At 39.3% G+C, this 24997-nt stretch carries 35 protein-coding genes; all 35 read right to left on the bottom strand.

Features of this window, described 5'->3' with window-relative positions:
- Window positions 1–208: 208 nt before the first annotated feature.
- Window positions 209–496, bottom strand: a complete 288-nt coding sequence (locus tag D8801_RS09120) for a hypothetical protein (RefSeq protein ID WP_042902909.1) — start codon at window positions 494–496, stop codon at window positions 209–211.
- Between the two features lie 32 nt (window positions 497–528).
- On the bottom strand, window positions 529–885 hold the full coding sequence (locus D8801_RS09115) for a hypothetical protein (RefSeq protein WP_042902910.1): 357 nt from the start codon (window positions 883–885) through the stop codon (window positions 529–531).
- A gap of 169 nt (window positions 886–1054) precedes the next feature.
- Window positions 1055–1255 carry a hypothetical protein gene (locus tag D8801_RS09110; RefSeq protein ID WP_042903112.1) on the bottom strand — a complete coding sequence of 67 codons (201 nt, stop codon included), beginning with the start codon at window positions 1253–1255 and terminating at the stop codon, window positions 1055–1057.
- A gap of 123 nt (window positions 1256–1378) precedes the next feature.
- Window positions 1379–2389 carry a hypothetical protein gene (locus D8801_RS09105; RefSeq protein ID WP_125849326.1) on the bottom strand — a complete coding sequence of 337 codons (1011 nt, stop codon included), beginning with the start codon at window positions 2387–2389 and terminating at the stop codon, window positions 1379–1381.
- Between the two features lies 1 nt (window position 2390).
- Entirely contained in the window at window positions 2391–2876 is a 486-nt protein-coding gene (locus D8801_RS09100) for a hypothetical protein (RefSeq protein ID WP_125849324.1), read from the bottom strand.
- A complete protein-coding gene (locus D8801_RS09095) occupies window positions 2863–3084 on the bottom strand; it encodes a multidrug transporter MATE (protein ID WP_125849322.1) in 222 nt (73 codons plus the stop codon). Before D8801_RS09095 ends, D8801_RS09100 begins: the two co-directional genes overlap by 14 nt.
- Window positions 3085–3151: 67 nt before the next feature.
- Window positions 3152–3598: a thioredoxin domain-containing protein gene (locus D8801_RS09090; protein ID WP_125457439.1), complete on the bottom strand. Its 447-nt coding sequence runs from the start codon at window positions 3596–3598 to the stop codon at window positions 3152–3154.
- Window positions 3595–4017, bottom strand: coding sequence for a hypothetical protein (locus D8801_RS09085; RefSeq protein WP_049510612.1), 423 nt, complete (start codon window positions 4015–4017; stop codon window positions 3595–3597). The genes D8801_RS09090 and D8801_RS09085 overlap by 4 nt, the downstream gene beginning before the upstream one ends.
- A 15-nt stretch (window positions 4018–4032) precedes the next feature.
- Window positions 4033–4236, bottom strand: a complete 204-nt coding sequence (locus D8801_RS09880; RefSeq protein ID WP_000878299.1) for a hypothetical protein — start codon at window positions 4234–4236, stop codon at window positions 4033–4035.
- Window positions 4237–4244: 8 nt separating this feature from the next.
- Complete coding sequence (locus D8801_RS09860) at window positions 4245–4406, bottom strand: hypothetical protein (protein ID WP_185758518.1); 162 nt, start codon at window positions 4404–4406, stop codon at window positions 4245–4247.
- A gap of 88 nt (window positions 4407–4494) precedes the next feature.
- Window positions 4495–5997: a primase C-terminal domain-containing protein gene (locus tag D8801_RS09075; RefSeq protein WP_125849320.1), complete on the bottom strand. Its 1503-nt coding sequence runs from the start codon at window positions 5995–5997 to the stop codon at window positions 4495–4497.
- An 83-nt stretch (window positions 5998–6080) separates the two neighbouring features.
- A complete protein-coding gene (locus D8801_RS09070; protein ID WP_125849318.1) occupies window positions 6081–6359 on the bottom strand; it encodes a hypothetical protein in 279 nt (92 codons plus the stop codon).
- 350 nt (window positions 6360–6709) lie between these two features.
- Window positions 6710–6952 (bottom strand): synthase, encoded by a 243-nt coding sequence (locus D8801_RS09065; protein ID WP_070696787.1) that lies wholly within the window; start codon window positions 6950–6952, stop codon window positions 6710–6712.
- Between the two features lie 69 nt (window positions 6953–7021).
- Window positions 7022–7459: a hypothetical protein gene (locus D8801_RS09060; RefSeq protein ID WP_049510616.1), complete on the bottom strand. Its 438-nt coding sequence runs from the start codon at window positions 7457–7459 to the stop codon at window positions 7022–7024.
- Between the two features lie 54 nt (window positions 7460–7513).
- On the bottom strand, window positions 7514–8782 hold the full coding sequence (locus D8801_RS09055; RefSeq protein ID WP_049510626.1) for a DNA cytosine methyltransferase: 1269 nt from the start codon (window positions 8780–8782) through the stop codon (window positions 7514–7516).
- Between the two features lie 7 nt (window positions 8783–8789).
- Window positions 8790–8948, bottom strand: coding sequence for a hypothetical protein (locus D8801_RS09855; protein WP_164497031.1), 159 nt, complete (start codon window positions 8946–8948; stop codon window positions 8790–8792).
- Window positions 8949–8953: 5 nt separating this feature from the next.
- Complete coding sequence (locus D8801_RS09050; protein ID WP_125849316.1) at window positions 8954–9454, bottom strand: modification methylase Sau96I; 501 nt, start codon at window positions 9452–9454, stop codon at window positions 8954–8956.
- A gap of 411 nt (window positions 9455–9865) precedes the next feature.
- Window positions 9866–10465: a response regulator transcription factor gene (locus D8801_RS09045; RefSeq protein WP_125849314.1), complete on the bottom strand. Its 600-nt coding sequence runs from the start codon at window positions 10463–10465 to the stop codon at window positions 9866–9868.
- A 1-nt stretch (window position 10466) separates the two neighbouring features.
- Window positions 10467–11564, bottom strand: a complete 1098-nt coding sequence (locus tag D8801_RS09040; protein WP_125849312.1) for a sensor histidine kinase — start codon at window positions 11562–11564, stop codon at window positions 10467–10469.
- Between the two features lie 4 nt (window positions 11565–11568).
- The gene (locus D8801_RS09035; RefSeq protein ID WP_000794222.1) at window positions 11569–12303 is read right to left on the bottom strand and encodes an ABC transporter permease; all 735 of its coding nucleotides are present in this window, start codon (window positions 12301–12303) and stop codon (window positions 11569–11571) included.
- 12 nt (window positions 12304–12315) lie between these two features.
- On the bottom strand, window positions 12316–13191 hold the full coding sequence (locus D8801_RS09030; protein WP_125849310.1) for an ABC transporter ATP-binding protein: 876 nt from the start codon (window positions 13189–13191) through the stop codon (window positions 12316–12318).
- Window positions 13178–13372, bottom strand: coding sequence for a hypothetical protein (locus D8801_RS09025; protein ID WP_125849308.1), 195 nt, complete (start codon window positions 13370–13372; stop codon window positions 13178–13180). Before D8801_RS09025 ends, D8801_RS09030 begins: the two co-directional genes overlap by 14 nt.
- The gene (locus D8801_RS09020; RefSeq protein WP_000390701.1) at window positions 13369–13575 is read right to left on the bottom strand and encodes a hypothetical protein; all 207 of its coding nucleotides are present in this window, start codon (window positions 13573–13575) and stop codon (window positions 13369–13371) included. Before D8801_RS09020 ends, D8801_RS09025 begins: the two co-directional genes overlap by 4 nt.
- 121 nt (window positions 13576–13696) lie before the next feature.
- A complete protein-coding gene (locus D8801_RS09015) occupies window positions 13697–14266 on the bottom strand; it encodes an SP0191 family lipoprotein (RefSeq protein WP_125849306.1) in 570 nt (189 codons plus the stop codon).
- A gap of 7 nt (window positions 14267–14273) precedes the next feature.
- Window positions 14274–15941 (bottom strand): DAK2 domain-containing protein, encoded by a 1668-nt coding sequence (locus tag D8801_RS09010; RefSeq protein ID WP_125849304.1) that lies wholly within the window; start codon window positions 15939–15941, stop codon window positions 14274–14276.
- A 2-nt stretch (window positions 15942–15943) separates the two neighbouring features.
- Window positions 15944–16309, bottom strand: a complete 366-nt coding sequence (locus D8801_RS09005) for an Asp23/Gls24 family envelope stress response protein (RefSeq protein WP_125849302.1) — start codon at window positions 16307–16309, stop codon at window positions 15944–15946.
- Between the two features lie 152 nt (window positions 16310–16461).
- Window positions 16462–16650: a 50S ribosomal protein L28 gene (gene rpmB / locus D8801_RS09000; protein ID WP_001140948.1), complete on the bottom strand. Its 189-nt coding sequence runs from the start codon at window positions 16648–16650 to the stop codon at window positions 16462–16464.
- Window positions 16651–16756: 106 nt separating this feature from the next.
- On the bottom strand, window positions 16757–17431 hold the full coding sequence (locus D8801_RS08995) for a LiaF transmembrane domain-containing protein (RefSeq protein ID WP_125849300.1): 675 nt from the start codon (window positions 17429–17431) through the stop codon (window positions 16757–16759).
- 5 nt (window positions 17432–17436) lie between these two features.
- Entirely contained in the window at window positions 17437–17883 is a 447-nt protein-coding gene (locus D8801_RS08990; RefSeq protein ID WP_084868249.1) for a LytTR family DNA-binding domain-containing protein, read from the bottom strand.
- A gap of 113 nt (window positions 17884–17996) precedes the next feature.
- On the bottom strand, window positions 17997–18500 hold the full coding sequence (locus D8801_RS08985) for a phosphatase PAP2 family protein (RefSeq protein WP_125849298.1): 504 nt from the start codon (window positions 18498–18500) through the stop codon (window positions 17997–17999).
- A 96-nt stretch (window positions 18501–18596) separates the two neighbouring features.
- Window positions 18597–20357: an ABC transporter ATP-binding protein gene (locus D8801_RS08980; RefSeq protein WP_125849296.1), complete on the bottom strand. Its 1761-nt coding sequence runs from the start codon at window positions 20355–20357 to the stop codon at window positions 18597–18599.
- Complete coding sequence (locus tag D8801_RS08975; protein ID WP_125849294.1) at window positions 20347–22116, bottom strand: ABC transporter ATP-binding protein; 1770 nt, start codon at window positions 22114–22116, stop codon at window positions 20347–20349. Before D8801_RS08975 ends, D8801_RS08980 begins: the two co-directional genes overlap by 11 nt.
- Window positions 22100–22561 (bottom strand): MarR family winged helix-turn-helix transcriptional regulator, encoded by a 462-nt coding sequence (locus D8801_RS08970; protein WP_125849292.1) that lies wholly within the window; start codon window positions 22559–22561, stop codon window positions 22100–22102. Before D8801_RS08970 ends, D8801_RS08975 begins: the two co-directional genes overlap by 17 nt.
- 159 nt (window positions 22562–22720) lie before the next feature.
- Entirely contained in the window at window positions 22721–23437 is a 717-nt protein-coding gene (locus tag D8801_RS08965; RefSeq protein ID WP_125849290.1) for a YebC/PmpR family DNA-binding transcriptional regulator, read from the bottom strand.
- A 102-nt stretch (window positions 23438–23539) separates the two neighbouring features.
- Window positions 23540–24904 (bottom strand): MATE family efflux transporter, encoded by a 1365-nt coding sequence (locus D8801_RS08960; protein WP_125849288.1) that lies wholly within the window; start codon window positions 24902–24904, stop codon window positions 23540–23542.
- Between the last annotated feature and the right edge of the window lie 93 nt (window positions 24905–24997).

Here is a 24997-nt window from a genome sequence, read left to right as displayed (position 1 = left end):
CATAAGGGAAACTGTCCCCACGAAGCGTGTGGAGTTGATAGTATCAACGTTTCCGGTACCGGTAATTTTCTCGGTTTCACCTACTTACACACACATGCTATACTTACCTTTACACACTTTATAGGTGTTATACTTACACTGTTTTTCTTCTTTACATACTTTTACTTACACCATTTTTGACTTCATTCGGAAGTGCAAAACTCAAAAATTAAGACTGATTTTCAGCTGGAAAGTTTCCTTCTTCACGATTTTTCTTCGCTGCTAAACGTTGTTCTTTTTCATCTTCTTTGATGAGGTTTAATTCCATTTTTAACTCTTCAAGAATTGATTCATACGACTGATTTTTATTTTTCTTCAATTTAATTTGAACATAAATTTTACCAATTTGTTTTTGAAGATTCTCTTCCGCTTCTTTACGTTCCTTTTCTAAAAGGACAACTTTTTTCCTTGCTTCTTCTAGTTGATTATCAATTTTTGTTAAATCATTTTTGGCCATGATTACTTCTCCTTTTTCTAATTTCGTATTTCTTAATTCCTTAATTTATTTCCTGCAAAGCTGGCAATTTTTTCTTTTATAATTTGGAAGTTGCTCCACAAATCGCCATCTAATTTTTTCAAATCAATCACATAAACTTCATGATCATTGTTCTTGATAGTTAGTGTAAAAGAACGTTCATCAATTTTAATTTCCTGTAGAACGAGGTACATTGAAGAAAACATTTCTCCTTTATACCCTGGATTACTATGATAGGTTATTCCATATTCATCAATATCAAGCACAACCCACTTCTGTTTTCTAATCAAACCTTTTGTACTTGTGAAAACAGTACGATGCTTTCTAACTGGTTGATTTTCCTTTGGCGCTAATTTAAGTTGTTCTTTCATTTTTCTGCCTTTCTTTTTTTGATTGATTCTAGTATAAGAGATAACTGAAAAAAATTTTTTAAAGGGACAATCATAAAAAATAAATCCCCTTAATTCAAAAATTAAGGAGATTTTTGACTGCTACTTGTTCGTAAACACAAACTCGGCTTTCATAAAAAATGCACTCTTTTTACTTATAATTGATTATGAACGAAAGAAATTCGTTCATGATATTGGAAAACTTTTTAAAGTCTTCTGAAGTTATTTCTACAAATTTTAATAACCTTTGATAACCATCGGGCTGTAAAGTTATCAAAGCGATAACTATCATCCCTAATATTCCTAAACCAATAAAGGCTAAATTAAACAATTCAACATCTTCTTTATCCATTTTAAATCGCATTTTTACCACTCCTGCATTACAACATCATAATTCAATCCCCAAATCGTAGATAACTTTTATCCCAATTTATCAGTTTCTTTTACCATTTTAATTAAATTTTTTTACCTCACTTTAATTCATTTCTACAGTTTCAATAGGGTTTGAAAATTCAAATGTTCCATCTTTGACTGCCTGTTTTTTCTTGTCCAAAGATTCTAATTTAGCCTTCAACTTTTCAATGTTTTTATAAGCTGTTTCGATGGTTCTATTCTTCGTTTCAATGTTTGTATCCAGCGTAGCAATATTCTTTTGATTGGCTTCGAGATCATCACCTGTTAGATATTTTGCTTCTGCTTGAAGACTCGCTTTTCGTGAGTTATCATCTTCAATAGATTCCTTCAATTGAGAAATTGATGTTGTCAATTTTTGAGACTGTTCATTCTGGAAATTGATCTCTTTTTCGATTTCCTGAAGAGTAAATTCTTCTCTGGAGACAACTTCAATAGCTTTGATTTCAAGCTGAGGATTTTGAGGAGTTACAAAGAATTGTACAGTGTCCTCTTCTCCAGATTTCTTCTGAGAAACCTTTTTAGAATCACTAGATGGCGATGAAATATTCACATCAATTGAGCTAGAAGAGACTGTCTGATTCGTCACATCGATCGCAAATGCACCAAAATTTTTCGGAACTCCTTTAATAATAACTGATACTTTATTATCAATGATTGGCACAACATCCATCTCTATTTTTGAGTCTTTATGTTGCGCATAGAGTTTCCATTTCAATCGTTTGGCATCGATGCCCCGATCTATCGAAGTCGTAGCATCTTTCGTCTCAAATTGTAAAACAATAATTCCAGTATCTGGTGAATATTCCTGGCTAACAAGTTTCATCTCACCACTGCCATTCGCAAAAATCTGCTTTGTTTTGAGTTGTTCTGAGGTATATGTTTGTCTTTGTGGTGAGAAAATCGCTCCCATCAAAAGGCTTAACCAGGTCAAAAATAACATTGAGAAAATGACTAGTTTTCTCTTAATAATATTCTCTTGAAACCAAACTTTAGTCTTAATAAATGGCTTCAAAATTGGGCTGGATTTTATCTTTTCAATCCAGCGCTTGGATATTTCAATTAAAGTAGACATTTTATTTCTCCTTCCTAATTTTTCCATAATACTGATTTGTTAAAGAAGTTATATCCGTCTTTTTTTCAGTACCCCACATTCCATACAAAGATAAGGAAAAAACTATACTAGCTACACAAATAGTTACAAATATATCTCTCATAAACTCGAAATTTCCCAAATAAAACGATTCAAAGACTGTCATAAAAGAAACGTCTTTCACTCCAACTAATTGAAAAAAATTTGAATTCATATGAACTAAATTTACTGCTACATATGCAATAAAGCCCAAAAAGAGATTGATTGGCACTAAAGCTAGCAAAATATAAAAAGATATGCCTCCTAAAATTGCAAAAACTCGATACTTCTGATTTGTTGCAAACAACATATCAGAAGCTGACACACAATCGAATTTTTTTGGTTCATTCGATAATGTATAATTTTTTATACCTCTCAAATGTTTGTTAGCTCTTTTCTGCTTCAGACTAGATGATTTAGTTCTTCTCATGTTTCTTATACCCTTTCCAAATAAATGAAACCTTACTTTTCGGCCAAACACTTTTTAGTAACATTAAGAACGCTAATGGCAACCTTTTCGTTTTGATTTCATTTCCAAAGTTATCACATATAGTTATCCTGAAGAGCGGTACGAACCAGATCGCAATCAAGACAGTTCCAACCACGCCATGCGTAATAGCATTTAAAAATTGATACATACTACCTCCTTAAACATATTTCAATCTTTGAAAAGCTGTCTCGGCCCACTTACTCAGCTTTATTCTTTTAGTCATTTAGGGCCTCCTGGATTGCTTTCTCATCTGCTACAATCTTTTCCTCTGAATCCCTCGAAGCATATAGATATTTCTTTATTTTTCCCTTACGAATTTTGATGATAGTTGCAGCTTTTTCAACCTGGTATTTTTCTACCAACTTTTGACCTTCTTCTGTCTGAATGTCAATGTAAAATGTAGGATAAGAACCTTTATTGGCTGCATCTACAACTACACTTTTTCCAACCTGACAGTAAGGACAATCTTTTCTATAAAATACTAGATTTACATTTTGATCAAGTACAGTATTCTGGTATTCTTTCTGAGTAAGATGAGGATCATAATCTAAGATAAAATGATCTTTATACATCCTATATCCTCCTAAAACTGCGAGACTTACAAATAAAATAACGAGAATAGCCCCTAAAGCTAACTTGATGTATCTAAAAAGCTCTCTCATCCTATTTCCTCCTCATCCATAAAATCAAATATAGATCCTTGAACATAATCAATCTTGGCCAATTCTTTTATTTCTGATTTCAAGTTAGTGAACGTTGTCATCACTTCTTGAAAAAGCAAAGGATCAAATTCCTCGGAATCCAATACACGGACAAGTGGTAACATTGGATAATGATCTCTCAATTCCTCCTGCAGATAATCTGAAATCATTTTATCATTCGAGATAACACTATCTACTCTAATAATCGCTGGAATACTAGAAATACTCTCCTCATTTTGATAAAAAGTTAAAGCTACATCTCCTGCAGAAACAGACTCAAATTTTAAGTTATCCGATGAAAGTTTAAAATAATAAGCCAATGGTTCCTGACCAACCCCTGTTAGGTAGTATCCTCTAATAATTTTGAATAACTCTGACATCGACTTTCCTCCTTCCTAACAAACTTTTAGAAGTCTAAACGGAGCTTGATACACATCTGGATAGTGAATCAATCTCTTTTTTCTCTGTTCAGGAAGTGGTTTACGATAATGTTTTTGAAGATACTGAAAAGCTAGTCCCAAAGTATCAAAAACTAAAACTTTATTCTCCCCATTACAAATATAGTCACCTAATTCAAAACTGAAAATTACGTACTTCATTCTTCTTCTCACTTTCTATTTTGGCCAATCATTGCCAGCTGATCTGTCTCTAACTCATCATCATATCCGTTTTCAAAACGAACTTGTTGACGAATCCCTATAAGTGAGAGAATTAATAAAACTCCTCCAATAAATATAAGGCTAAATAATCCAACTATAACTAAAATCATATCATTCCTCCATAGGTTATTTTATGTACATGTATATCCTTGTAATAATCGTAGATATAAATGTAAGGCAGTTGACGGGTTTTTTTGATTATCCAATATCAAGTTCAAATAGAGATAGTTGTTGTGTTTGTTTAAAGCCATCTTTAACCCTTTCTATCACTCTCTGAGTAAACTCTATACTTTCTTCAAAGAAAGCAGCAATATTGGCCATATAAGCCTCCTGACGTTCTTTCTTCACCTGGATAAGGGAAAGCAAGATTGATTTGATAGAGGCTAATCTGATGCCTCCTCCACGCCCGTGTTTGACTGTGAAGAAGATTTTTTGTTCTGCTTTGAGAACTTTCAATACTTTATCCAATGAGCGCTCAGGGATGTTCAACTTCTCTCGTATCTCTTTTTTCGTCGTCTGGATAAATGGATCCTCAGATTGATAGAAGCCTTCTAAATAGGCCATGACATCTGTTTTCCATTCATAGAGATGACTATTCTTTCTATCTGCACGTTTCTTCTTAAACTTGTACCAACGTTGCTTCACAAAGAGATCTGAAGCCTTGAGTTCCTGGTTAATCCATGCTTTACATAGAGTCATCACATAGTCACGACTAGCAGCTTCATATTTTCCTGAGTAGGCGCTTGTGATAATCTTATGAAATTCAGCTGAAGAGAGTGGTTCATCTAGATTTGCATTAAAGTTAGAAAGAACTTCCTCACACTCTCCTTGATCGATTCCTGAAGAGAAGTTAGCTAAAGCCAACGTGAAAAGAACATTGTTTCTTCCCATCAGGGCTTTTCCACCCTTGATATTTCCCTCTCTCATCAGCAATTGATACCAGGGTTCATCAATCTGTTTCACACCTTCAGAACCTGAAATAACCGTCAAATTGGGCTTTTTGCTTGGAAAGGGAAGATCTGATTGCTTCATCGACCAATCTAACCACTCCTGGAAGGAATAGGTATAGTCAGCATCAAAGAATTCAACATTATCAGTTCGAGGAATCCGAGCAATTCCAAAATGGTTACAGGTCATATCTACTGGTAAAGTTTGAGCAAAATAATTTCTCAAATTTTGAGAGATAGCTTTAGCCACCTTTACCACTCGAAATTGGGAATGAGCTGTAACATAGGCCGATTCTGATAGGACAAAATAGGCTTGAAATCCTTTATCAGATTTTAGAATCAACGTCGGCATAAAACCTAGCTCCAAGGAAGTAGTTAAAATATCTCCTGTCGTCATTTCTTCAGCTGCAGATGTAATATCAAAGTCAATGTAGAATGTGTTAATCTGTCTAAGATTATCTTCAGAGTGTCCACGTGTAATCCGTCGACCAGCATCACTATAGCTTCCGTAGCAATATACGTTAGGAGTCCAGTGTGTAAATTGATCCTGGTTCTCCAGCAATGATTCAACAGAGGTTAAAACAACACCACGTGCCTTCACCATATTTGCTTTTGAACGATAAGCAAATACAGATCCTCGTCTTCCTTCTTCAGTTGAATTGATGAGCTGTAAATGGCTATTCTTAAATTTTTGTGTTCTTAATCCGTCTTTTGTGATGATGGATAAGCATTTTAATAAATCAATCTTTTTCATGATTTTTAGGTCTCTCATATTCCTTCACTAGTTATAGTTTGAAATCAAATACACTTATAAAATATTTTTCCAAAAGCTCTAATCTATTTAAACAGTGATAGTGGAGATGGCCATACTCTAAATAGAAAATCAGTCACCTCAGAAAATAAATCAAGAATTTTTTGGAAAATTTCAAATATAAAATCTAGTAATCTCAAAAGTAGTTCAGCATTGAAAATATATAGCAGAGCAACTACCAGTATCATTGCTAACAAGATCATTAAACTATACTTTAAAAAATTTACGGATTCTTTTTTACTGTCTGGTAAATTTGCAACCCTTTTTTCTTTCTTATTCTGTAATTCTTTACCAAAAAAATTCATAATATTACCTTACTAGTATCCAAAAAGATAAAGCCATCCATCCCAACACTGAGATAATGAGTAAACCGACTATTTCAATGAGAAAGATAAAAAACAATCCCAATAACATGAACTGCATTATTTTATTCTCAATTAATCCAGAACTTATTAACGACATTAAAATCCAGTTGGCGAGATATATTAGAAACCGAGAATAAGATATAGGAATAGCGATAAGCGAGATAAAGCAAAGAACTATATTACCCAGCACTTTCCGCAAACTCTTAGAATAAAGAATGTTTTCCCTTATGGATTTCAATCTATCCTTTGCTATGAAAAAATAATAATACAATACTGTCATACTATGCCTCCTATTTTAATTCAAATGAACTTATAATATACGGTAACAACTCAATAGATGAGAAGTAAATCATTATCCCTCCGACAATAATTAAAAAGATACTCCACATCCATTCCCAAGGACTTAGAGAAAAAAAGAAATCTTTCTCACCACTCCAGCCAAGTCTAATGTCTGTATTTTTAGCTATGATAAGTACTCCATCGAACGAAATGTACACTCCTACAACAAACAATACAATAAAACCAAAAATCATATAATTTCCTCCTTGCTTATTTCTAGGCTTTTAAAATAAATAAACTAACAAATAAAATGGTGATAGAAACTATCTACCGTAGTGAAGTTCACCTTCACTGTCCTCGTATTCGAGCCAGTGGTCCATAACATCCGGACCTTCTTGTAACTCACGTCCAGTAGGAGAACACCACTCCTCATTTCCATTAGATGTTTCAAACACCTTTTGAAAAACACCATTTCGGTCAACGTCCACAAAGCGTGGATATGTAACAGTGATTTCAGGCGGTTTTGGGAAACTCATCCAATAAATAACATTACTACAAGTATTTTCAAAACCAATGCCATCGTTAAAATCAACCCAGATATCTGTATACACTTCTTCGCTTTCACTTGTGTAAACAAGAACCTCTTCGTCTAATTCAGGGGTTTTCCCGTCCCACATGAATTCAACTTCATCTCCGTATTCCTTTTTTTCTTCGCTAGTAAGGGGTCTTTGTGTAATTTTTTTCCAGTCTGTATTTTTCATATTTCTTTCCTCTTATGTTCTTCCTCATTTATTCAACAATTCTTCTGATAGCAACTATTCTATAAGTATTTCCAATTCCTTTGCGATAGCAGCAATGACACTCACAGTCACGCTATTTCCTGCTTGCTTGTATAATTGACTGTTGCTATTCACTTCTTGCGCCTTATCAAAAGCCCAATCTGGAAATCCTTGTAATCTCCAACACTCACGAGGTGTCAACTTTCTGATCCTAAATCCATCTGATAAATAATTATTTTCCTGATAGCTATTCCTAGTTAAAGTAGGAGCGATGTCATGTTCTCCACCTTGGTTATAACCATGACCACGTTGGATTATTTTAGGTTCTTGCCCACCACCTTGCATTGTGGATAGAGTGGGAGCTAGTCCATTTGTATCATATACTCTTGAGTTTTGGTCATGATTTCCAGGCAATTTCCCTGCGATTAGAATTCCATGCTTATCTTGCGTAGTCAAAGTAAACATAGGTTCTTCGTTAGACTTACACCTGCACCCATTTTGTCGTTTATCCGTGCAATCAGGAGTTAAAACAGGTATGGCTATCTTTTGCCCCTCTCCCTTGTTGGTTGTGAGTGTGGGAGCCAATCCAGCTGATTCATAAACCTCTCCATTCATCCCATTTCCTGAAGGATGGATGTTTCCGATAGACCTCACTTTCTGCGATTTACTTTCAACAATGTACGCCCCTGCTCCTTGTGAGTTGCCATATCTGGTTGTAATGGTATTGCTGTACTGCTTTTTGATTGAATTAGCTTGCTGGCAACTTTTTGAGAGAGGAAAAACTCTTCTGGTACATTCTCCTCTAAGATGTCCGATAACGAACACCCGTTCTCTGTTTTGGGGTACTCCAAAATCCTTGCTGTTAAGGATTTGCCATTCCACATTGTACCCCAATTCATCCAAGGCTCCGAGGATGGTTTCAAATGTAGCTCCTCCGTCATGGTTGAGGAGTCCTTTGACGTTCTCAAGCAATAGATATTTAGGTCTGAGAATAGATGCGAACCTTGCAATTTCAAAGAAGAGACTTCCTCGTGTATCTTCAAAACCTCGTCTGTTTCCTGCAATGCTGAAAGCCTGGCACGGAAATCCTCCACAGATAATGTCCACACGTCCGATTCTTCGAATAGACTCATCTGATACTGCTGTGATGTCATGTAGTTCTATTTCTCCTTTCGTATCGTGTATAGCTTTGTAGCTAGCTCTTGCAAATTTGTCTATTTCGCAAAATCCTATACATTCGTGACCAGCGGACTCCATACCAAGACGAAAGCCACCGATACCTGCAAACAGATCTAGAAATTTCATATGATTTTTAATTTCTTTCATCATTAAACCCCAAAAAACAGTGGCTACAAATAGTCTCATCTCGATCCATCCACCAACAACTACCCCATTTTTCATCAACACAAGGGGTAGTCCAAGTACATCCGCATTTTTGACAAATACCTTTCTTTAATACTGCTTCTTTCATGATAATTACTCCTCATTGATTCTCATACTTTTAGGTAGCTTTTTACTCGGTAAACAGTAACCTTCGGATAAGTCCCTTTTGCCATAAAATTCAGGACTATTTGTCATGATGTGATCACTTCTTTTCCACCCTCGACGAAGTTGTTTGTACGATAAAGAAACACGCTTCTCAATTTCTTTAAAACTAAATCCCAGCTTCAAATAGGTTGTTACAATAGTTGTAGCATGTTCTTTGGACTCTTCGCTTCTTGTTCTTCGCTGAAAGTTAATCTGCTTATCTTCTTCATTTAATGCTATCTGATAATCAATAAACAACTTCCGCATTTCCATAATTTTATGTTGCCAGGCCAAACTGTAAGGTTGCCCTGAATATCGATTCACTAAATCCTTTACGGGTTGTTTAAATTTCAGCTGAAGAGGATCGAATTCGCCAAGGTCAGAAAAGGGATCAATGAAACCTAATGGTTCGCTTTGAATTAATTCATTGTATAGCGCTTCTCTGTCCATCCTAATATATCTCCTTCTGTCAAATGCACGTCATTGAGTCAAATAAGCTTAACTGGATGGTTGTAGGCGCTTGTTCGCTGTTTCCATTCTTATCATGATCGATAACGTCAAAGATTTCTAACGTGTCTAAATTCATTACAATCTCTAATCCTAACATCGTTGAACTCCTTTCAAATAGAATTTTAAGCGAACAAAAAAGAGAACAGATTTCTCTGTTCTCCTAAAAGTATTGAACTATTTGATTTTCTAAAAACTCTTACCACTTACTTCATTTTTATTCTGATCTTTTAACTCTTTGACACTAGCTCTAACCACTTTTTTTAACAAAGAAAAGGAAGCCTATTGACCTCCTAAATTCTATGGATTTCCTTCGATTAAAGTTATCGTTTCGGAATTTTTTAACCCTTCTTATCAAAGCCAACCAGATTCTTTTGCGATGTTGGCTGCCTCTGTTCGATTACCAGCATCTAGTTTCGAAAGAATATTGGTGACATAGTTTCGGACGGTTCCGTTCGATAGATAAAGCTGATCTGCAATTTCTTGGTTAGACAAGCCCTGGGCGATTCCCTTTAAAACGGCGATTTCTTGCTCTGTTAACGGATTGGGATGCGTCATAACCACTTCCATCAATTCAGGCGAATACTCCTTGCGCCCTTCGAGAACAGTGTGCAAGGTTTGCATAAGGTCTGCAATGCTTCTTTCTTTCAAGACATAAGCATCCACTCCAGCCTTGACCGCACGTTCAAAATATCCGGGGCGCTTGAAGGTCGTCACCACAACCACCTTTGTTTCTGGCTTTTCTGCTCGTATCCACTCCAAGACTTCGAGGCCAGTCTTAACAGGCATTTCTACGTCAAGAATGGCGATATCCACAGACTCTTTTTCTAAAAGTTGGATTGCTTCTTGACCATCCTTGGCTTGTAGGACAGAATCTACATCTGGTTGAAAGGTAAGCAACTGGCACATAGCATCTCGCAACATACTTTGATCTTCTGCAACAAGTAGTTTCATCTTAGTTTCTCTCCTTATAAGGTAGTCGAACCTGCACTTCAGTCGGCTGCTTCTGACTGATCACCTTTACTTCTCCCGAAAATGGAAGGACACGGTCTCGAACGGTATGGAGTTCATCCCCTTTTAGAGAAGCAAAGCCACAGCCATCATCTCTCACTGTCAGAATGAGTTCTTTCTCTGTTCGTTCTAATTTTAAGTAAGCCTTCGACGCTTTGGCATGTTTGATAATATTGGTCACTAACTCAAGCAAAATCATGGAGGCCGTTGACTCCAATTCCTGAGTTAGGCTAGCTGTATCTAGTTGGTGATTGATTTCCGTTTCAATTCCTGCAATTTCCAGCATTTTTTTAACAGTCGCAAATTCAGAAGCAAGGGTTCTTGTTTTAAGATTTTCGATAATTGTACGGACTTCATTCATGGATTCTTTACTGATCTGATGAATTTCTTTTAATTCTTTTTCCACTTGAGGATAGGCCTGCATTTGAAGAAGTTGGAGGGCAAGATCCGTCTTCACACTCAGCATGGCAAAGGTATGGCCTAGACTGTCATGGAGATCCTGGCCGATACGACTGCGTTCATTTTCAGCCAAGAAGAGATTGAGCTTTGCATTTTGCTTTCTCTTTTCTTCTTTTATTTCCTCTGATACTCGAATTCGATAGAGACCAAAGGTAAAAGCATCAGAAAAGACAAAGGTCAGCAAGAAAAAGAGCAGTTGCCAGGGACTAACATGATTGACCATATAAATCCCGGTTAAAATCAAGGGTTGCAAGACAACAAAACTGACAAAACGCCAAGAGTGAAGAGAAATCTCATCCAGCTCATAAATGAGGAGGTTAGATAAATAAAAGATAAACCATGTGAAACCCGAATTCAGCCAAACCGATGTATAAAAAATGTAGGCAATCATGACCCACCAAGCCAGCCACTGCACAGTACGGTTTTGACTTAATAAAATCGAATAAAAGGCTAAGACAAATAATAATGTCCAGAACAAGGTTAAAAGCGGGTACTCTCCACTGATGACACCCGCTATAGGAAAGATGATAAACACTAATGAAATATGAAACATATAATGAGTGTTTTTTAATTTTTCCAACATAGATTTATTTTACCTCGATCCGTTTTTTCAGCTGGATTACCAATACACCAAAGAAAACTGTATAACCTAGTACAACCAAGGTGGCAAGAATGTTAAACTCGTGGTGTTCCATATAAGTAGAGACGACCTGCATCAGTTGATAGGTTGGAGTCAGTTTTCCAATGGATTGGAGCCATTCTGGGAAGGAACTCAAAGGGAACCAGAGTCCACCTAGGACAGCCAAAGCAATATAGGCAATATTTCCAATAACCGTCATCAATTGAGCACTGGGAAGTAAGCTCACCAAGACCCCCATGCTGATAAAGACCACGCTTCCGACCAGCAAAATAACTCCAATCACCAACCAATCAAGCCAAGGCAGAGTCACTCCACGGACAAAATGACCAACCGAAAAGACAACTATAATTGATAACAAGAAAGTCAGCAGAGTACTGAACAGTTTTGATACATAATATTCTACCATAGATACGGGAGAATGTTGAATCAATTTTTGCCAGTTGTTTGTTTTATCAGACTCGAGTGTGCTAGGAATACTGAAAAAGGCGCTTGACATGATACTAAAGAGCGTCATGGCAAAAAGATAGGCTTGAAGAGCAATTTCTGGAATGTCTGACCCTGACATCATACCAGAGAAAATAAGGTAAAACACACTTGGAAGTCCGATGGAAAGCAAGTAGTAGACAGCTTGCCGTTTCATCAAAATGATTTCCACTTTCATGAGACTTGTCATATTTTTCATCGTCAATCTCCTTTAGTCTTGAGTCGTTTCGAAGATACTGTCTAAGAGAGTTCGATTCCGAACTTCAATTTCTTCGATTGTGCAGCCCTGTTCTTGCAAGGCTTCCCATACTTGGCTGGCTTCTTTAGTTGTGAAGGAAAGAGCATTTTGCTTGATTTCAATCTCTTGAACCTGGTCCAAAGTGCTGATAATTTCCTGATAAGTTAGAGGTACCGTAAAATGTTTTTCTTGTTCTTCACCACGCATAGCATAAGGCGTCGTATCGCGAATCAATTCTCCCTTATGGAGCACCAAAATGCGGTCAGCCGTATGTTCCACCTCTTCGATATAGTGAGAAGAATAAACAATGGTCACACCATTTTTCTTTAACCGATTGACAATTTCCCAAAAATGCTGACGTGTCGACGTATCCATGGCAGCAGTTGGCTCGTCTAAAAATAGAATTTTCGGACGACCTATTAAAGCCAACACGAAAGAGAACAAACGTTTTTGCCCACCAGACAACTTGCCCGCTAGCTGATTTTTCTGCTTATCTGAGAATCTTAACAAGTCATCAATTTCTTTGTCTGAAAGGCTGTTGGGATAAAGTGACTTGAAAAATGATAGAAGTTCTTTTACTTTCAAGCTTTGAACAACTGCATTTTCTTGGGGCAAGACAGAAATAAGCTGCTTTAATCGAGGATCTGTTGGTGCAAATCCTTGAATGGCTATCTGACCTGAGCTCATGAACTTGTCGCCCAAGAGGCAATCAATCAAGGTTGTCTTCCCTGCTCCATTAGGCCCAATCAAGGCGACACATTCACCATGGTGGATTTCAAAGGAGATGTTCCGCAAAATCTCCTTGTCTTTTATTTTCTTACTCAATTTCTCAATTTTAATCACAGTCATGAGATTCTCCTTTCAACCACTTCATTCCCATAGGGAAAACAACGAAAACCATAAATCCAAAACCCCAGGCACCACGAATGAATTGGCGAAGCAAGGTTTGGTCAAACCAACCAGTAAACATTTCCACTAACCATACCAGGAGTGACAGGCCGATAAAGAAATAGATGATTGCTTTTTTCATTCCTCAAACTCCTTTTTCACATCTCTGACCAATTTCAAACCTTCTCTGACAAGCCAAGACATCATTCCAAAGCCAGCAAAGAGCTCCCAAGGAAAATGATAGAAACCCTCGTCCAATCCTGAAAACATGAGATAGGTCATAACTCCTGCTGCTACTAAACTCACTGCGACAATCATTTTATTTTTCATTTCTTCTTCCTCCATTTCATACTTCAATTATAGTCCTTTGAAGTTAGCGGAGCTAGATGATTCTGTCACTAGTAAATATGACAAATGTCATAAAAAAAGAAAGCTGTAAAATCAACTTTCTTTTTCAACGATATTTTTATACAGCAGAGGTTGTACTCTCTTCTGTGAAACCTTCAACTTTTAATCCAGCGATGAAAATATTAGGTTTTTTAAAATCTTCTACATCCTCCAGGAGATCCTTAAAATAATAAGTATTTTCAATCTTATCTACATTTGCCTTTTCAAAATCAAGACTAAGTATCCCTTTCCAGTTTTTATCTTCTGTGACAAAATACTCCATAGAAACCCCTGGCTCATCTTTAATTTCTAAATATTCTGGACTAGTAGCCATTTCCCCACGCAGAAGAGCTTGCAATTCCTCTACACTCACTTCGGCAGGAATTTCATTTCCAAAATCACCCATCAGTTCCATCGTAAATTGTTTAACAACATCTGTGTAAACAACCGTTATACGAGCGTTGGTATCTGCGACTTTTCCTACAAAGACTTTGGTCGTTTCCTTGATTTCTTCTTTTACCTGACTGGCCTGACTAGATGAATCAACCGAACTTGCTGTACTACTTGACTCTGTTGTTGCGGTGTTGGTTTGACCACAGCCAGCAAGAGCAAGTAACGCTACAAAAATCAATCCTAAAACTTTCTTCATAAATCTCCTACTCCACACTGAAAAGATATGGATATACAGGTTGTTGACCTTGGTGAATTTCTACTTCAACATCTTCAAATTCTTCTGCGATTTCTTGGGCAATTTCATTGGCAAGTTCTTCGCTTCCGTCTTCACCGACATAGAAAGTCACGATTTCACTATCTTCGTCCAACATGTGTTTCAAAGTTTCAGTCAAGGTTTGGTGCATGTCAGGATTCGACACAAGGATTTTCCCATCCACCATACCAAGATTGTCATTTTCATGGATTTCCAAGCCATCGATAGTTGTGTCACGAACGGCAGTCGTTACACTACCGCTTACGACATCACCAAGGGCTGCAGTCATGCGTTCTTGGTTTTCCTCGATAGACTTGCTAGGATCAAAGGCAAGAAGACTGGTCAACCCTTGAGGAATTGTACGCGCTTCTACCACAACAGCAGGTTGTTCAAGCACTTCAGCCGCAGACTGAGCTGCCATAAAGATATTTTTGTTGTTTGGTAAGAAGATAATGTTGCGAGCATTGACTTGCTCAACAGCCTTGATAAAGTCCTCTGTTGAAGGGTTCATCGTCTGCCCGCCTTCGATGACATAATCCACACCTTGGGCACGGAAGATATCTGCCAATCCTTGACCAGCTACTACTGCGATAAGGGCATACTCCTTCTCTTCAGCTGGCTTGCCGACTTGTGCTGCTTCTTTTTCAACTTGTGCTTCGTGTTGGTTGCGCATGTTGTCCACTTTAACCTTGACCAAGCTACCATATTTAAGCCCTTCTTGCATGACAAGACCTGGATCTTCGGTATGGACGTGAACTTTGACAATCTCATCATCGTTGACAACAAGGAGCGAGTCCCCAAGTTCATTCAAGTAGTTACGGAATTCATCATAATCAAAATCTTTGGCATAAGTTGGGCCTTGTTTGAGAGCTACCATGATCTCCGTACAGTAACCGAAGGTAATATCCTCAGTTGCCACATGACCTGCTACAGACTTGTGGTGCTCTGCATTGATCATTTCACTCATGTTGGCAGGGGTCGCTACAAAGTCTTCTGAAGCACTGTATTCACCAGTAAGAGCTGAAAGGAATCCTTCGTAGATGAAGACCAAACCTTGACCGCCTGAGTCTACCACACCAACTTCCTTAAGAACTGGAAGCATTTCCGGAGTCTTAGCCAGAGCTCTCTTAGCACCTTCCAAGGCTGCTCGCATGACCTCAACAGCATCATCTGTTTGCTCAGCCTTTTTCTTGGCCCCAATGGCCGCACCACGAGAAACTGTCAAAATAGTTCCCTCAACTGGTTTCATAACTGCTTTATAAGCTACTTCGACACCAGATTGGAAAGCAAGAGCCAAGTCTTGACCTGTTAACTCGTCTTTATCTTTGATAGCTTGGGAGAATCCACGGAAAAGTTGAGACGTGATAACTCCTGAGTTTCCACGCGCACCCATCAAGAGCCCCTTAGCAAGAATGCTAGCCACTTCTCCGACTGTAGAAGCTGGCTTGTCTGCTACTTCTTTGGCACCATTTTCAATGGTCATTCCCATGTTTGTCCCAGTATCTCCATCTGGAACTGGAAAGACGTTCAATGAATTGACATATTCTGCTTGCTTATTCAAACGAGTTGATGCAGCTTGCACCATCTCTTGGAATAAACTGGTAGTAATTTTTGACACGATTATTCTCCTACAACTTTGATATTTTGAATGTAGACATTCACAGTCTGAGCGGTGATTCCTAGTTGGTTTTCCAAACTAAAACGAACACGCTCTTGGATGTTTTTTGAGACTTCACTAATCTTTGTTCCGTAGCTCAACACGGTATAAACATCAACTGCAATACTGCCATCTTCGGCTGCTTTTACGACAACACCTTTTGCATAATTTTCCTTACCAAGGAGGGCTTGGAAATTATCTTTGAGGGTATTTTTGCTAGCCATACCGACCACACCAAAAATCTCAGTTGCTGCACCGCCTACAACGGTTGCAATCACTTCATCTGTTAGTTCGATTTGACCATCTTTTGTATTAATTTTTATAGTCATTTTTTTTACCTCAACTAGTTGATACTTTATTTTATCATATTTCATCCCAAGTGTAAAAGCAGAATGCTGTATTGGCGGATATTTACTCTATTTTTCAAATGGTTTTATCTATAGAGCAAAAGAAAAAGACCAGTTAGGTCTTTTCATTTTTATTAAACGCGTTCAACTTTACCTGATTTCAAAGCACGAGCTGAAGCCCAAACTTTTTTAGGTTTACCATCGATAAGAACAGTAACTTTTTGAAGGTTTGGTTTTACGGCACGTTTTGTTTGGTTCATCGCGTGTGAACGGTTGTTTCCTGATACAGTCTTACGACCTGTAAAGTAACATACTTTAGCCATTATGTTTTCCTCCTATTAGATCTAATATAGCGGATGTGCTAGCACCACATACCGTACTATGTTATCACACTTTCTCTATTTTGGCAAGGAAATTAGGAGACTTTTTTTATTTAACGTAAACAACACCAAGTTTACCAAAAGCGACTTCTCCACGGATAATTAAGGTTTTGTTTGTTGGTGCTACAGGAGCGTCTGCCTTGGCTGCACCAAAGGAGGTTTCTACTTTCAAATCGACACGCCAGTGTTGTGGAACATAGACAGTTGCATTACCAAAAGCCACTTCGATATTCAGAGTGGCAAAATCACCTAACATCTCTGCGTTATCATAGTAGATTTTTGCGTCACCAAAAGCGACTTCCACTTGGTCATCTACAAGATCTTGATCTTGTTTATAAAAGGTTCCACTACCAAAAGCGACTTCCTTATCCGTGATGACTGTTCGCTCACCGTTATACCACCATTTTTTCCCATACCAAAACTTACTTGAGTGAGTGAGGTAGCCGACACCTAGCACTGCTAAGATGCTAGCCCAAAATAAAGACTGATTTGGGATAGGCAAAATGTTATAAAAATGATTTGCAATCATTAGGGCTACTAGAGCCGTAAAAACTGCCGATGTCAGGTGACGACGAAGCAAAGCTTCAACTGACTGGTAGGCAAAAAAGACAATACCGATCAAGGGCCATATCTTGCCATCCAAAGAAGGAATGCCAAAATTTCCTTGCAGCAGGATCCAAGCTGCTAAAACCAATAAAACAATACCAAATGCTTTCTTTTTCATGTCTTTTACCTCATGTTTCTTAGATTTTCTTTTAGGAGGGATTGGTAATGCCGTGAGACATGAACCTCCTTGTGGGTCTGATAAAAGGAAATGGTGCCAGTTCCTGAGAAGGACTTGTCCACTGAGTAAATCTGACGGATGTTTGTGATAGTTGACTTGGACACTCGACTAAAATAGCGAGGCAGGATGGACTCCAACTCATAGAGCTTGAGACGAACCTCATAGGCTTCCTTCTGGGTATGAGCGTAGATCTTACTCCCTTCTGTTTCAAAGAAGAGAATTTCTGACAGGTCTAGATAATATTCACCTGTCCCCTTGTAAAAAGTCAACCTCGGAGCCTTTGACTCTTGCAAGAGCCGTTGCAAGTCTGCAATTTCATCTGTCAAAGTGGGTGTCTTGATGACAATTTCAGTCTCCTCTAAATTGCCGTCAATCTCAATTCGTAACTTCATCACATCTCCTTTCTGACTCTACTATATCAAAGCTAAGTTAGGAATACAAGGGCAAAAAAGCAAGTGGTCAGTTTGAAGCAGTAAGTGGTTGTAAGACTAGCTTGACTTACATATCAGAATAGGAAGAAAAGGAATCCCCACACCAGACCACAAGCATAGCCAACCAAGACATCCTTGGGATAATGAACACCCCCTAAAACCCTCACCAGTCCCAGTAAAGCTGAAAAGACCAAGCATGCTAAGGCAACAGGTAGACTAGCATGCAGACAGGCCATGGAGATGATAGTTGCCGAAAAGACATGGCGACTGGGCATCGACTGTCCCGAACTATCTTTTTCAAGCAGGGGACAGATGTCCCAAGTTTCGTAAGGTCGCGGGTGGTTGATCTTCTTACGAAACAGGGACAAGATCACAAAGCCTGATGCAGGAATAAGCACATAAACCCCAACTTGCTGACCAAGTCCTAGTTTCAGGTAAGTGGTGGCTAGCAAGATCAGATAGACCATGGGCATGGCGACTGTCATCAAGCGATTAAAACTGCGTAACAGAAATAAAAGGGTGGGATGACTGATTAGTCTGGAGCTGATGTTTTGATACCATTCTTGATAATTTTTCATTAAATTTCTCATTCATTACCTTGTTTTTGCCTACAGGTGAGACATTTGTCTTCTAGTATAGTGCAGAAAAAGAAGGCCGTCAAGCCTTCTTTTGATTTATTCTTCTGCTTCGTCTTCTGTGAACTGACTATTGTACAAGTCAGCGTAGAAGCCACCTTGTGCCATCAGTTCCTCATGATTGCCTTGTTCGATGATATTGCCTTCTTTCATGACCAAGATCAAGTCTGCATTACGGATAGTTGACAAGCGGTGGGCAATGACAAAGGAAGTTCTACCTTCCATCAAACGGTCCATGGCTTTTTGGATCAATTCCTCTGTACGTGTGTCGACTGAGGATGTCGCTTCATCCAAAATCAAGAGCGGTGCATCCTTAAGAAGGGCACGAGCAATGGTCAAGAGCTGTTTCTGCCCAACAGACAAGGTTACGGTGTCATCCAAAACAGTATCATAGCCATCTGGCAAGGTCATGATAAAGTGGTGGATTCCCACAGCCTTGCTGGCTTCCATCATTCGTTCATCACTGATGTCTGTCTGATTATAGATCAGGTTCTCTCGAATCGTTCCTTCAAAGAGCCAAGTGTCCTGCAAGACCATTGAAAAGGCATCGTGTACTTCCGAACGCTTCATGTCCTTGGTATCCACACCATCAATACAGATACTTCCCTTATCTATCTCATAGAACTTCATCAAGAGGTTGACAATGGTCGTCTTACCAGCTCCTGTCGGTCCAACGATAGCGACTTTCTGACCTGCATGAGCTGTCGCAGAAAAGTCATGGATAATGGTGCGCTCTGGTGTATATCCAAACGACACGTGATCAAAGACCACTTCCCCTTTCATATGGGTCAATTGTCTGTCCTTATGAGATTCATCCTGCATCTCAGCTTCAGCTAGAAATTCTAATACACGAGTCATGGCTGCACTCGCTTGTTGCAAGCTCGTAATCCCTTGAGCAATCTGTGACAGAGGTTGGGAGAAGGTCCGTACGTAAACCATAAAGGCTACAATAATCCCTATAGTGATATGTCCTTCTAACGCCAGCGCGGCCCCAACGATGATGACTAAGACATAACTAAAGTTCCCAACAAAGAACATGGCTGGCATCATGATACCAGAGATAAACTGAGATTTCCAGATACTATCATGCAAGTCTTGGTTTAAACCTGCAAATCTCGCTTTGGAGGTGTCCACTGCGTTGTAGCTGGTCACTACATTATGGCCAGAGTACATCTCCTCCACATAACCATTGACGGCTGCTAGATTATTTTGTTGAGCTTTAAAATAACCCTGTGACTTGGCCATGATTACGGAAACCGCCGCAAAACCAACAAGGGTTGATACAACGGTTACCAATGCCAAAATCCAGTTCATCCCAAACATGGTCACCAAGACAGCAATCAACAAGAAGCTAGCTGAAAGAACTGTCCCTAGACTTTGATTGAGTGACTGAGCCGCCGTATCAACGTCATTGGTAACGCGAGAAAGGGTGTCCCCTTGAGAATGACGATCAAAATAGCCAAGTGGTAAACGATTAATCTTTTCAGCGATTGCTGTCCGCAAGCGTTTTGAAAAATGCTGAATGCTCGTTGAAAAGATATAGGCCTGTGTATAGTTAAGGATGGCGCCAAATACATAGAGAATCACTAAAAAGCTAGCAATACTTGAAACAGCCTCTAAATCAATTCCTGTCATCAAGCCATCCGAAATCAAGTTAGTAATTTCCTTAATCTTAGTTGGCCCATAAACGGTAATGATGCTTGAAATGATTGCAGCCACAACTGCTATTAGGAGAGGGAGTTGGAGGCCTGCCATATAGGGTTTGCACTGTTTCCAGACCGACACTTTTTTATTTTCCATGTTCCAATTCCTCCTTCGATAGTTGTGAGTAGGCAATTTCTTGGTAGACTTCGTTGGTAGCTAGAAGTTCCTTGTGGGTGCCTTGTCCCACGACTTTTCCTTGATCCAATACTAAGATCAAGTCTGCATCCATAATAGTAGAAATCCGCTGCGCTACGATGAGCTTGGTCATGGATTTTGTTTTCTCAGCTAGCTCTTGGCGCAGGACACGATCTGTCTTGTAGTCCAAGGCTGAGAAAGAGTCATCAAAAATGAGGATTTCTGGCTTACGAGCCAAGGCACGCGCAATGGCCAAACGCTGTCTTTGACCTCCTGAGAAGTTGGTTCCGCCTTGAGCCACTTCTGATGCAAGACCTGCTTCCTTGTCCTCGATAAATGCTTTAGACTGGGCCAATTCAAGAGCTTGCCACATAGCAGCTTCGCTTAGAGGAGTTTCTTTGCTCTTACCAAAGTCCAAGTTCCCCTTGACATCTCCAGAAAAGAGTACAGCTTTTTGTGGAATATAGCCGACCTTATTGCGCAAATCTTCCAAGTCGTAATCTTGCACATTAACTCCGTCCACTAGGATTTGTCCATCTGAAACGTCGTAAAAACGTGGCAAGAGGTTGACAAGCGTAGACTTACCTGATCCAGTCGATCCGATAAAGGCTACGGTTTGACCCGCTTCTGCTTTGAAAGTGACATGTTCCACGACTGCTTCTGAGTTTTTAGAGTAGCGGAAAGTCACATCACGGAATTCCACTTGTCCTTGAACTGAAGGATCCGCTGTCTGTGCATGACTAGGATTTTCAATAGAAGAATGCAAATCCAATACTTGATTGATACGTCCTGCCGAAACCAAGGTACGAGGAAGAACGATAAAGAGCGCTCCCATGAGAAGGAAGCCCATCACGACCTGCATAGCATAGGACATGAAGACCACCATATCACTAAAGAGTGGTAGACGTTCTGTCAAACTTGCATCGTTGATGATATAGGCACCAATCCAGTAAATGGCTAGACTCAAGCCACTAGAAATCGCCATCATAATGGGATTCATAATGGCCATCAAACGATTGACAAAGAGATTGAGACGTGTTACCTCATCGTTGGCTGCTTCAAATTTCTTATCTTGGTAATCTTCCGCATTGTATGCACGAACAACTCGAATCCCAGTCAAACTTTCACGAGTGATGCTATTGAGTTTATCTGTCAATTTTTGGATGACCGATTGTTTTGGAAAGGCCAGAGTCATGAGAACAGTGGTCATCAGAACATTGACAATAACAGCCACCACTACTGCCCAGAGCCAGTATTCCGATTTCCCAAGGATTTTTCCAATGGCCCAGATAGCCATGATTGGTCCACGAGTGACCACCTGGAGTCCCATGGTAAAAAGCATCTGAACCTGTGTGATATCATTAGTCGTCCGAGTCAAGAGACTTGGGATTGAAAAACGTTTAATCTCTGTCTGCGAGAAATCTAGAACACGATGAAAAATATCGCTTCGTAAATGAGTTGTGTAAGACGCTGCAACGCGAGCGGCAAAAAATCCAACAGTAACGGATGACAGAAAAGCAAGTAGAGACAAGCCTATCATCTTAATGGCTGGTGACCAAAGTGCACCCATATCCGTACCTGGAGTTCCAATCAATTCTGTAATTTCTGAAATGTAAGTCGGTACTTCTAACTCTAGATAGACCGATAAACAGGTAAAGAGGACAGTCAAGAGAATCATTCCCCACTCTTTTCCTGTGATACGTTTAGCGAGTTTCTTCATTCTTACCTCCCATTTTCTCTACATTAGCCTGTAGTCGACCCATGACTTCTTCAAAAACAGCTAGTTTTTCCTCAGAAATTCCATCAAGTAGACTACGGTCAATTCGATCAAAGAAAGACTTGATTGGCTTCATCTGAGATCGTGATTTGTCGGTCAAACGAACAAATTTTGCTCGTTTATCACTTGGACTGATCTCTAACTCGACCAAACCATTTTGTACCATACGCTTGACTAAATTACTAGCAACGGACTTGGTGACATTGAGTTCTTGTTCAATATCCTTAATCAAAACCAGATCCTGGTCTTGCTCACGACGATCTAAAAATCTCAGGACCTGCCCTTGCGGTCCACCCATAAATTCAATACCACAGCGTTTGGCTTCTTTCTGCACCATCAGGTGAACCTGGTGCCCAAAGCGTTTAAAAATCAACATCGGTTTATCCATGATTGCTCCCTTCTCACGATTTTATATAGTTCTCTGGAGAACTATTTTACCACTTGCACAAAATATGTCAAGAAAAAAGTTTCCTTGAGAACTATTTTCTTGATAAAAAATATCCCAAGCAAGTTTATTCTCGCTTAGGATGATCTTCTCTTCTTCAAATTAGAATCCATCGACATTTGTGTAGATCTTTTGTACGTCTTCGTCGTCCTCAAGGACGCCGTAAAGTTTTTCAAAGGTTTCAAGGTCATCGCCTGACAATTCCACTTCTGACTGAGGAATCATTTCCAATTCTGTCACTTGGAATTCTTCGACACCTGACTCACGAAGGGCAACAATAGCCTTGTGAAGGTCTGTTGGAGCTGTGTAAACCGTGATTGTTCCATCTTCTGCTTCTACATCATCCACATCCACATCAGCTTCGAGCAAAAGTTCAAAGACTGCATCCGCATCTTCACCTGCAAATACAATAACACCCTTGTTGTCAAAGAGGTAAGAAACAGAACCTGAAGCCCCCATGTTTCCGCCATTTTTACCAAAGGCTGCACGGACATTGGCTGCGGTACGGTTGACGTTAGAAGTCAAAGTATCCACGATCAGCATAGAACCGTTTGGTCCAAAGCCTTCGTAACGTCCTTCTGTAAAGGTTTCGTCTGTGTTTCCTTTTGCTTTATCAATCGCTTTATCGATAACGTGTTTTGGCACTTGGGCTTGTTTGGCACGATCGATAACGAATTTCAAAGCAGTGTTTAATTCTGGATCTGGCTCTCCTTTTTTAGCTGCTACATAGATTTCTACACCAAATTTTGCATATATTTTAGAGTTAGCTCCATCTTTAGCCGTTTTCTTGGCTACGATATTGGCCCATTTACGTCCCATAAGGAATCTCCTTTTTTCACATTTTAATCTTTCTTATTATAACACAAGTTTTTTCGATTTTCACTAGAGGAAATGGATTTTGTTCAGCAAATCCAGCTAGGATTATCCTTTAGCTTCCAAGATTGCCTTGCCTTCTTTTATCAAGGGGTGACGGAAAAGGGAGAAGTACAGTTGGGTGGTCATGGCAACCCAGATAAGGGGTTCGCAAAGGATAACTCCCCTATACCCTGCCCAAGGGATAATCAAGACTACAAAAGCAATTTTACCGATTAATTCAATAAAACTAGAAACCAGAGGAAGGACTTTTTGCCCCAAACCCTGCAAACAATTGCGATAAATCAATAAGAGACTCAGAATCGGATAAAAGACTGAACTGATTTGCAGGTAGAGGCTACCATTTTCTACCAAGTAATTATCCGTTGAACTCGCCAAGAAGGAAATCAAGGTAGGACTGGCAAAAAAGAGGAATACACAAACAAAAACTGCCCAGGATATACTCAAACGACTCCCAATTCGAAGACCTAGGACAATGCGGTCGGGTCGTTTTGCACCAAGATTCTGAGAAGCAAAGGTCGTCATGGCAGAAGAAATAGCCGTCATAGGAAGGAGAGCAAAAGCCATAATGCGTCGAGCCGCTGTTTGCGCACTTATAATCACGGCTCCAAAGGTATTGACAGAAGACTGTAAAATCACACTACCGATAGACACAATCGAACTCATCAATCCCATAGCCAAACCTTGCTCCAAAAGATCCGCATACAAGGCCTTGTCCCATTTAAAATGCTTGAGTTGAGGGAGGAGTTCTGGAACACTCTTACGGATATAATAAAAGCAGAGAACCGCTGATAATCCTTGTGAAATAATAGTAGCAAGTCCCGCAGATTGAACTCCCAGTTGCAGTTGCGTAATAAAATAGAGATCCAGAGCCACATTGACCAAGGCAGAGAAAATCAGAAAACCAAGCGCAGCCAGACTATCACCAATAGACCGCAACAAGCCTGCAAAGAGATTATAAGCGAAGCTGACGCCAACACAGGTCACAATCATGGAAATATATTGATAGGACTGGGGAAGGATTTCTGCAGGAGTATCTAAGTACTGCAAGAGTGGATACAGGCCGACAAAGCCCATCAGCATGACCAAAATACTTAGAAGCCCTCCTAAAATCCAGGTTGCAGCAACTGCTTCTTTGATTTTGGTGAAATTACGAGCCCCATAATAGCGAGCAATGACAATCCCCATCCCATTTCCAACACCAAGCGTAAAACCTATAATCAAGTCAAAAATGGCAGTTGTAGCTCCCACTGCAGCCAAAGAATCTTGACCAAGAAATCGTCCAACAATCAAGACGTCAGCTGTATTATAAAGCTGTTGGAAAATATTTGACAGCAAGATTGGAAAGGCAAAGCTTAACAGCGCAGGAAGAATAGGACCATGTATCAAGTCCACGGATCGTTTCTTATTCATAAAGCTATTATATCAGCTTTCTAAAGGAGCGACAAGGCTCTGTCACTAAGTTTGCAATCAATTGCTTACAGAGAGACAATTTGCTATAATCAA

Source organism: Streptococcus oralis, assembly GCF_003943415.1.
GTDB classification, from domain to species: domain Bacteria; phylum Bacillota; class Bacilli; order Lactobacillales; family Streptococcaceae; genus Streptococcus; species Streptococcus oralis_BJ.
This window is presented reverse-complemented; position numbering and strand designations above follow the sequence as displayed.

Excerpts from the sequence above, each read along its gene's own strand:
- D8801_RS09860 (WP_185758518.1), bottom strand. The coding sequence starts at position 4,406 with ATGATTTTAGTTATAGTTGGATTATTTAGCCTTATATTTATTGGAGGA.
- D8801_RS09115 (WP_042902910.1), bottom strand. The coding sequence starts at position 885 with ATGAAAGAACAACTTAAATTAGCGCCAAAGGAAAATCAACCAGTTAGA.
- D8801_RS09030 (WP_125849310.1), bottom strand. The coding sequence starts at position 13,191 with ATGACTGTGATTAAAATTGAGAAATTGAGTAAGAAAATAAAAGACAAG.
- D8801_RS09070 (WP_125849318.1), bottom strand. The coding sequence starts at position 6,359 with ATGAATTTTTTTGGTAAAGAATTACAGAATAAGAAAGAAAAAAGGGTT.
- D8801_RS08995 (WP_125849300.1), bottom strand. The coding sequence starts at position 17,431 with ATGAAAAAGAAAGCATTTGGTATTGTTTTATTGGTTTTAGCAGCTTGG.
- D8801_RS09025 (WP_125849308.1), bottom strand. The coding sequence starts at position 13,372 with ATGAAAAAAGCAATCATCTATTTCTTTATCGGCCTGTCACTCCTGGTA.
- D8801_RS09880 (WP_000878299.1), bottom strand. The coding sequence starts at position 4,236 with ATGAAGTACGTAATTTTCAGTTTTGAATTAGGTGACTATATTTGTAAT.
- D8801_RS08985 (WP_125849298.1), bottom strand. The coding sequence starts at position 18,500 with ATGAAAAATTATCAAGAATGGTATCAAAACATCAGCTCCAGACTAATC.
- D8801_RS08975 (WP_125849294.1), bottom strand. The coding sequence starts at position 22,116 with ATGAAGAAACTCGCTAAACGTATCACAGGAAAAGAGTGGGGAATGATT.
- D8801_RS09015 (WP_125849306.1), bottom strand. The coding sequence starts at position 14,266 with ATGAAGAAAGTTTTAGGATTGATTTTTGTAGCGTTACTTGCTCTTGCT.
- D8801_RS08965 (WP_125849290.1), bottom strand. The coding sequence starts at position 23,437 with ATGGGACGTAAATGGGCCAATATCGTAGCCAAGAAAACGGCTAAAGAT.
- D8801_RS08990 (WP_084868249.1), bottom strand. The coding sequence starts at position 17,883 with ATGAAGTTACGAATTGAGATTGACGGCAATTTAGAGGAGACTGAAATT.
- rpmB (WP_001140948.1), bottom strand. The coding sequence starts at position 16,650 with ATGGCTAAAGTATGTTACTTTACAGGTCGTAAGACTGTATCAGGAAAC.
- D8801_RS09855 (WP_164497031.1), bottom strand. The coding sequence starts at position 8,948 with ATGAAAGAAGCAGTATTAAAGAAAGGTATTTGTCAAAAATGCGGATGT.
- D8801_RS09065 (WP_070696787.1), bottom strand. The coding sequence starts at position 6,952 with ATGATTTTTGGTTTTATTGTATTGTTTGTTGTAGGAGTGTACATTTCG.
- D8801_RS08980 (WP_125849296.1), bottom strand. The coding sequence starts at position 20,357 with ATGGAAAATAAAAAAGTGTCGGTCTGGAAACAGTGCAAACCCTATATG.
- D8801_RS09095 (WP_125849322.1), bottom strand. The coding sequence starts at position 3,084 with ATGTATCAATTTTTAAATGCTATTACGCATGGCGTGGTTGGAACTGTC.
- D8801_RS09050 (WP_125849316.1), bottom strand. The coding sequence starts at position 9,454 with ATGGACAGAGAAGCGCTATACAATGAATTAATTCAAAGCGAACCATTA.
- D8801_RS09085 (WP_049510612.1), bottom strand. The coding sequence starts at position 4,017 with ATGTCAGAGTTATTCAAAATTATTAGAGGATACTACCTAACAGGGGTT.
- D8801_RS09075 (WP_125849320.1), bottom strand. The coding sequence starts at position 5,997 with ATGAAAAAGATTGATTTATTAAAATGCTTATCCATCATCACAAAAGAC.
- D8801_RS09035 (WP_000794222.1), bottom strand. The coding sequence starts at position 12,303 with ATGAAAAATATGACAAGTCTCATGAAAGTGGAAATCATTTTGATGAAA.
- D8801_RS09105 (WP_125849326.1), bottom strand. The coding sequence starts at position 2,389 with ATGTCTACTTTAATTGAAATATCCAAGCGCTGGATTGAAAAGATAAAA.
- D8801_RS09060 (WP_049510616.1), bottom strand. The coding sequence starts at position 7,459 with ATGAAAAATACAGACTGGAAAAAAATTACACAAAGACCCCTTACTAGC.
- D8801_RS09055 (WP_049510626.1), bottom strand. The coding sequence starts at position 8,782 with ATGAAATTTCTAGATCTGTTTGCAGGTATCGGTGGCTTTCGTCTTGGT.
- D8801_RS09045 (WP_125849314.1), bottom strand. The coding sequence starts at position 10,465 with ATGAAACTACTTGTTGCAGAAGATCAAAGTATGTTGCGAGATGCTATG.
- D8801_RS09110 (WP_042903112.1), bottom strand. The coding sequence starts at position 1,255 with ATGGATAAAGAAGATGTTGAATTGTTTAATTTAGCCTTTATTGGTTTA.
- D8801_RS08970 (WP_125849292.1), bottom strand. The coding sequence starts at position 22,561 with ATGGATAAACCGATGTTGATTTTTAAACGCTTTGGGCACCAGGTTCAC.
- D8801_RS08960 (WP_125849288.1), bottom strand. The coding sequence starts at position 24,904 with ATGAATAAGAAACGATCCGTGGACTTGATACATGGTCCTATTCTTCCT.
- D8801_RS09020 (WP_000390701.1), bottom strand. The coding sequence starts at position 13,575 with ATGGAGGAAGAAGAAATGAAAAATAAAATGATTGTCGCAGTGAGTTTA.
- D8801_RS09090 (WP_125457439.1), bottom strand. The coding sequence starts at position 3,598 with ATGAGAGAGCTTTTTAGATACATCAAGTTAGCTTTAGGGGCTATTCTC.
- D8801_RS09005 (WP_125849302.1), bottom strand. The coding sequence starts at position 16,309 with ATGACTATAAAAATTAATACAAAAGATGGTCAAATCGAACTAACAGAT.
- D8801_RS09040 (WP_125849312.1), bottom strand. The coding sequence starts at position 11,564 with ATGTTGGAAAAATTAAAAAACACTCATTATATGTTTCATATTTCATTA.
- D8801_RS09100 (WP_125849324.1), bottom strand. The coding sequence starts at position 2,876 with ATGAGAAGAACTAAATCATCTAGTCTGAAGCAGAAAAGAGCTAACAAA.
- D8801_RS09120 (WP_042902909.1), bottom strand. The coding sequence starts at position 496 with ATGGCCAAAAATGATTTAACAAAAATTGATAATCAACTAGAAGAAGCA.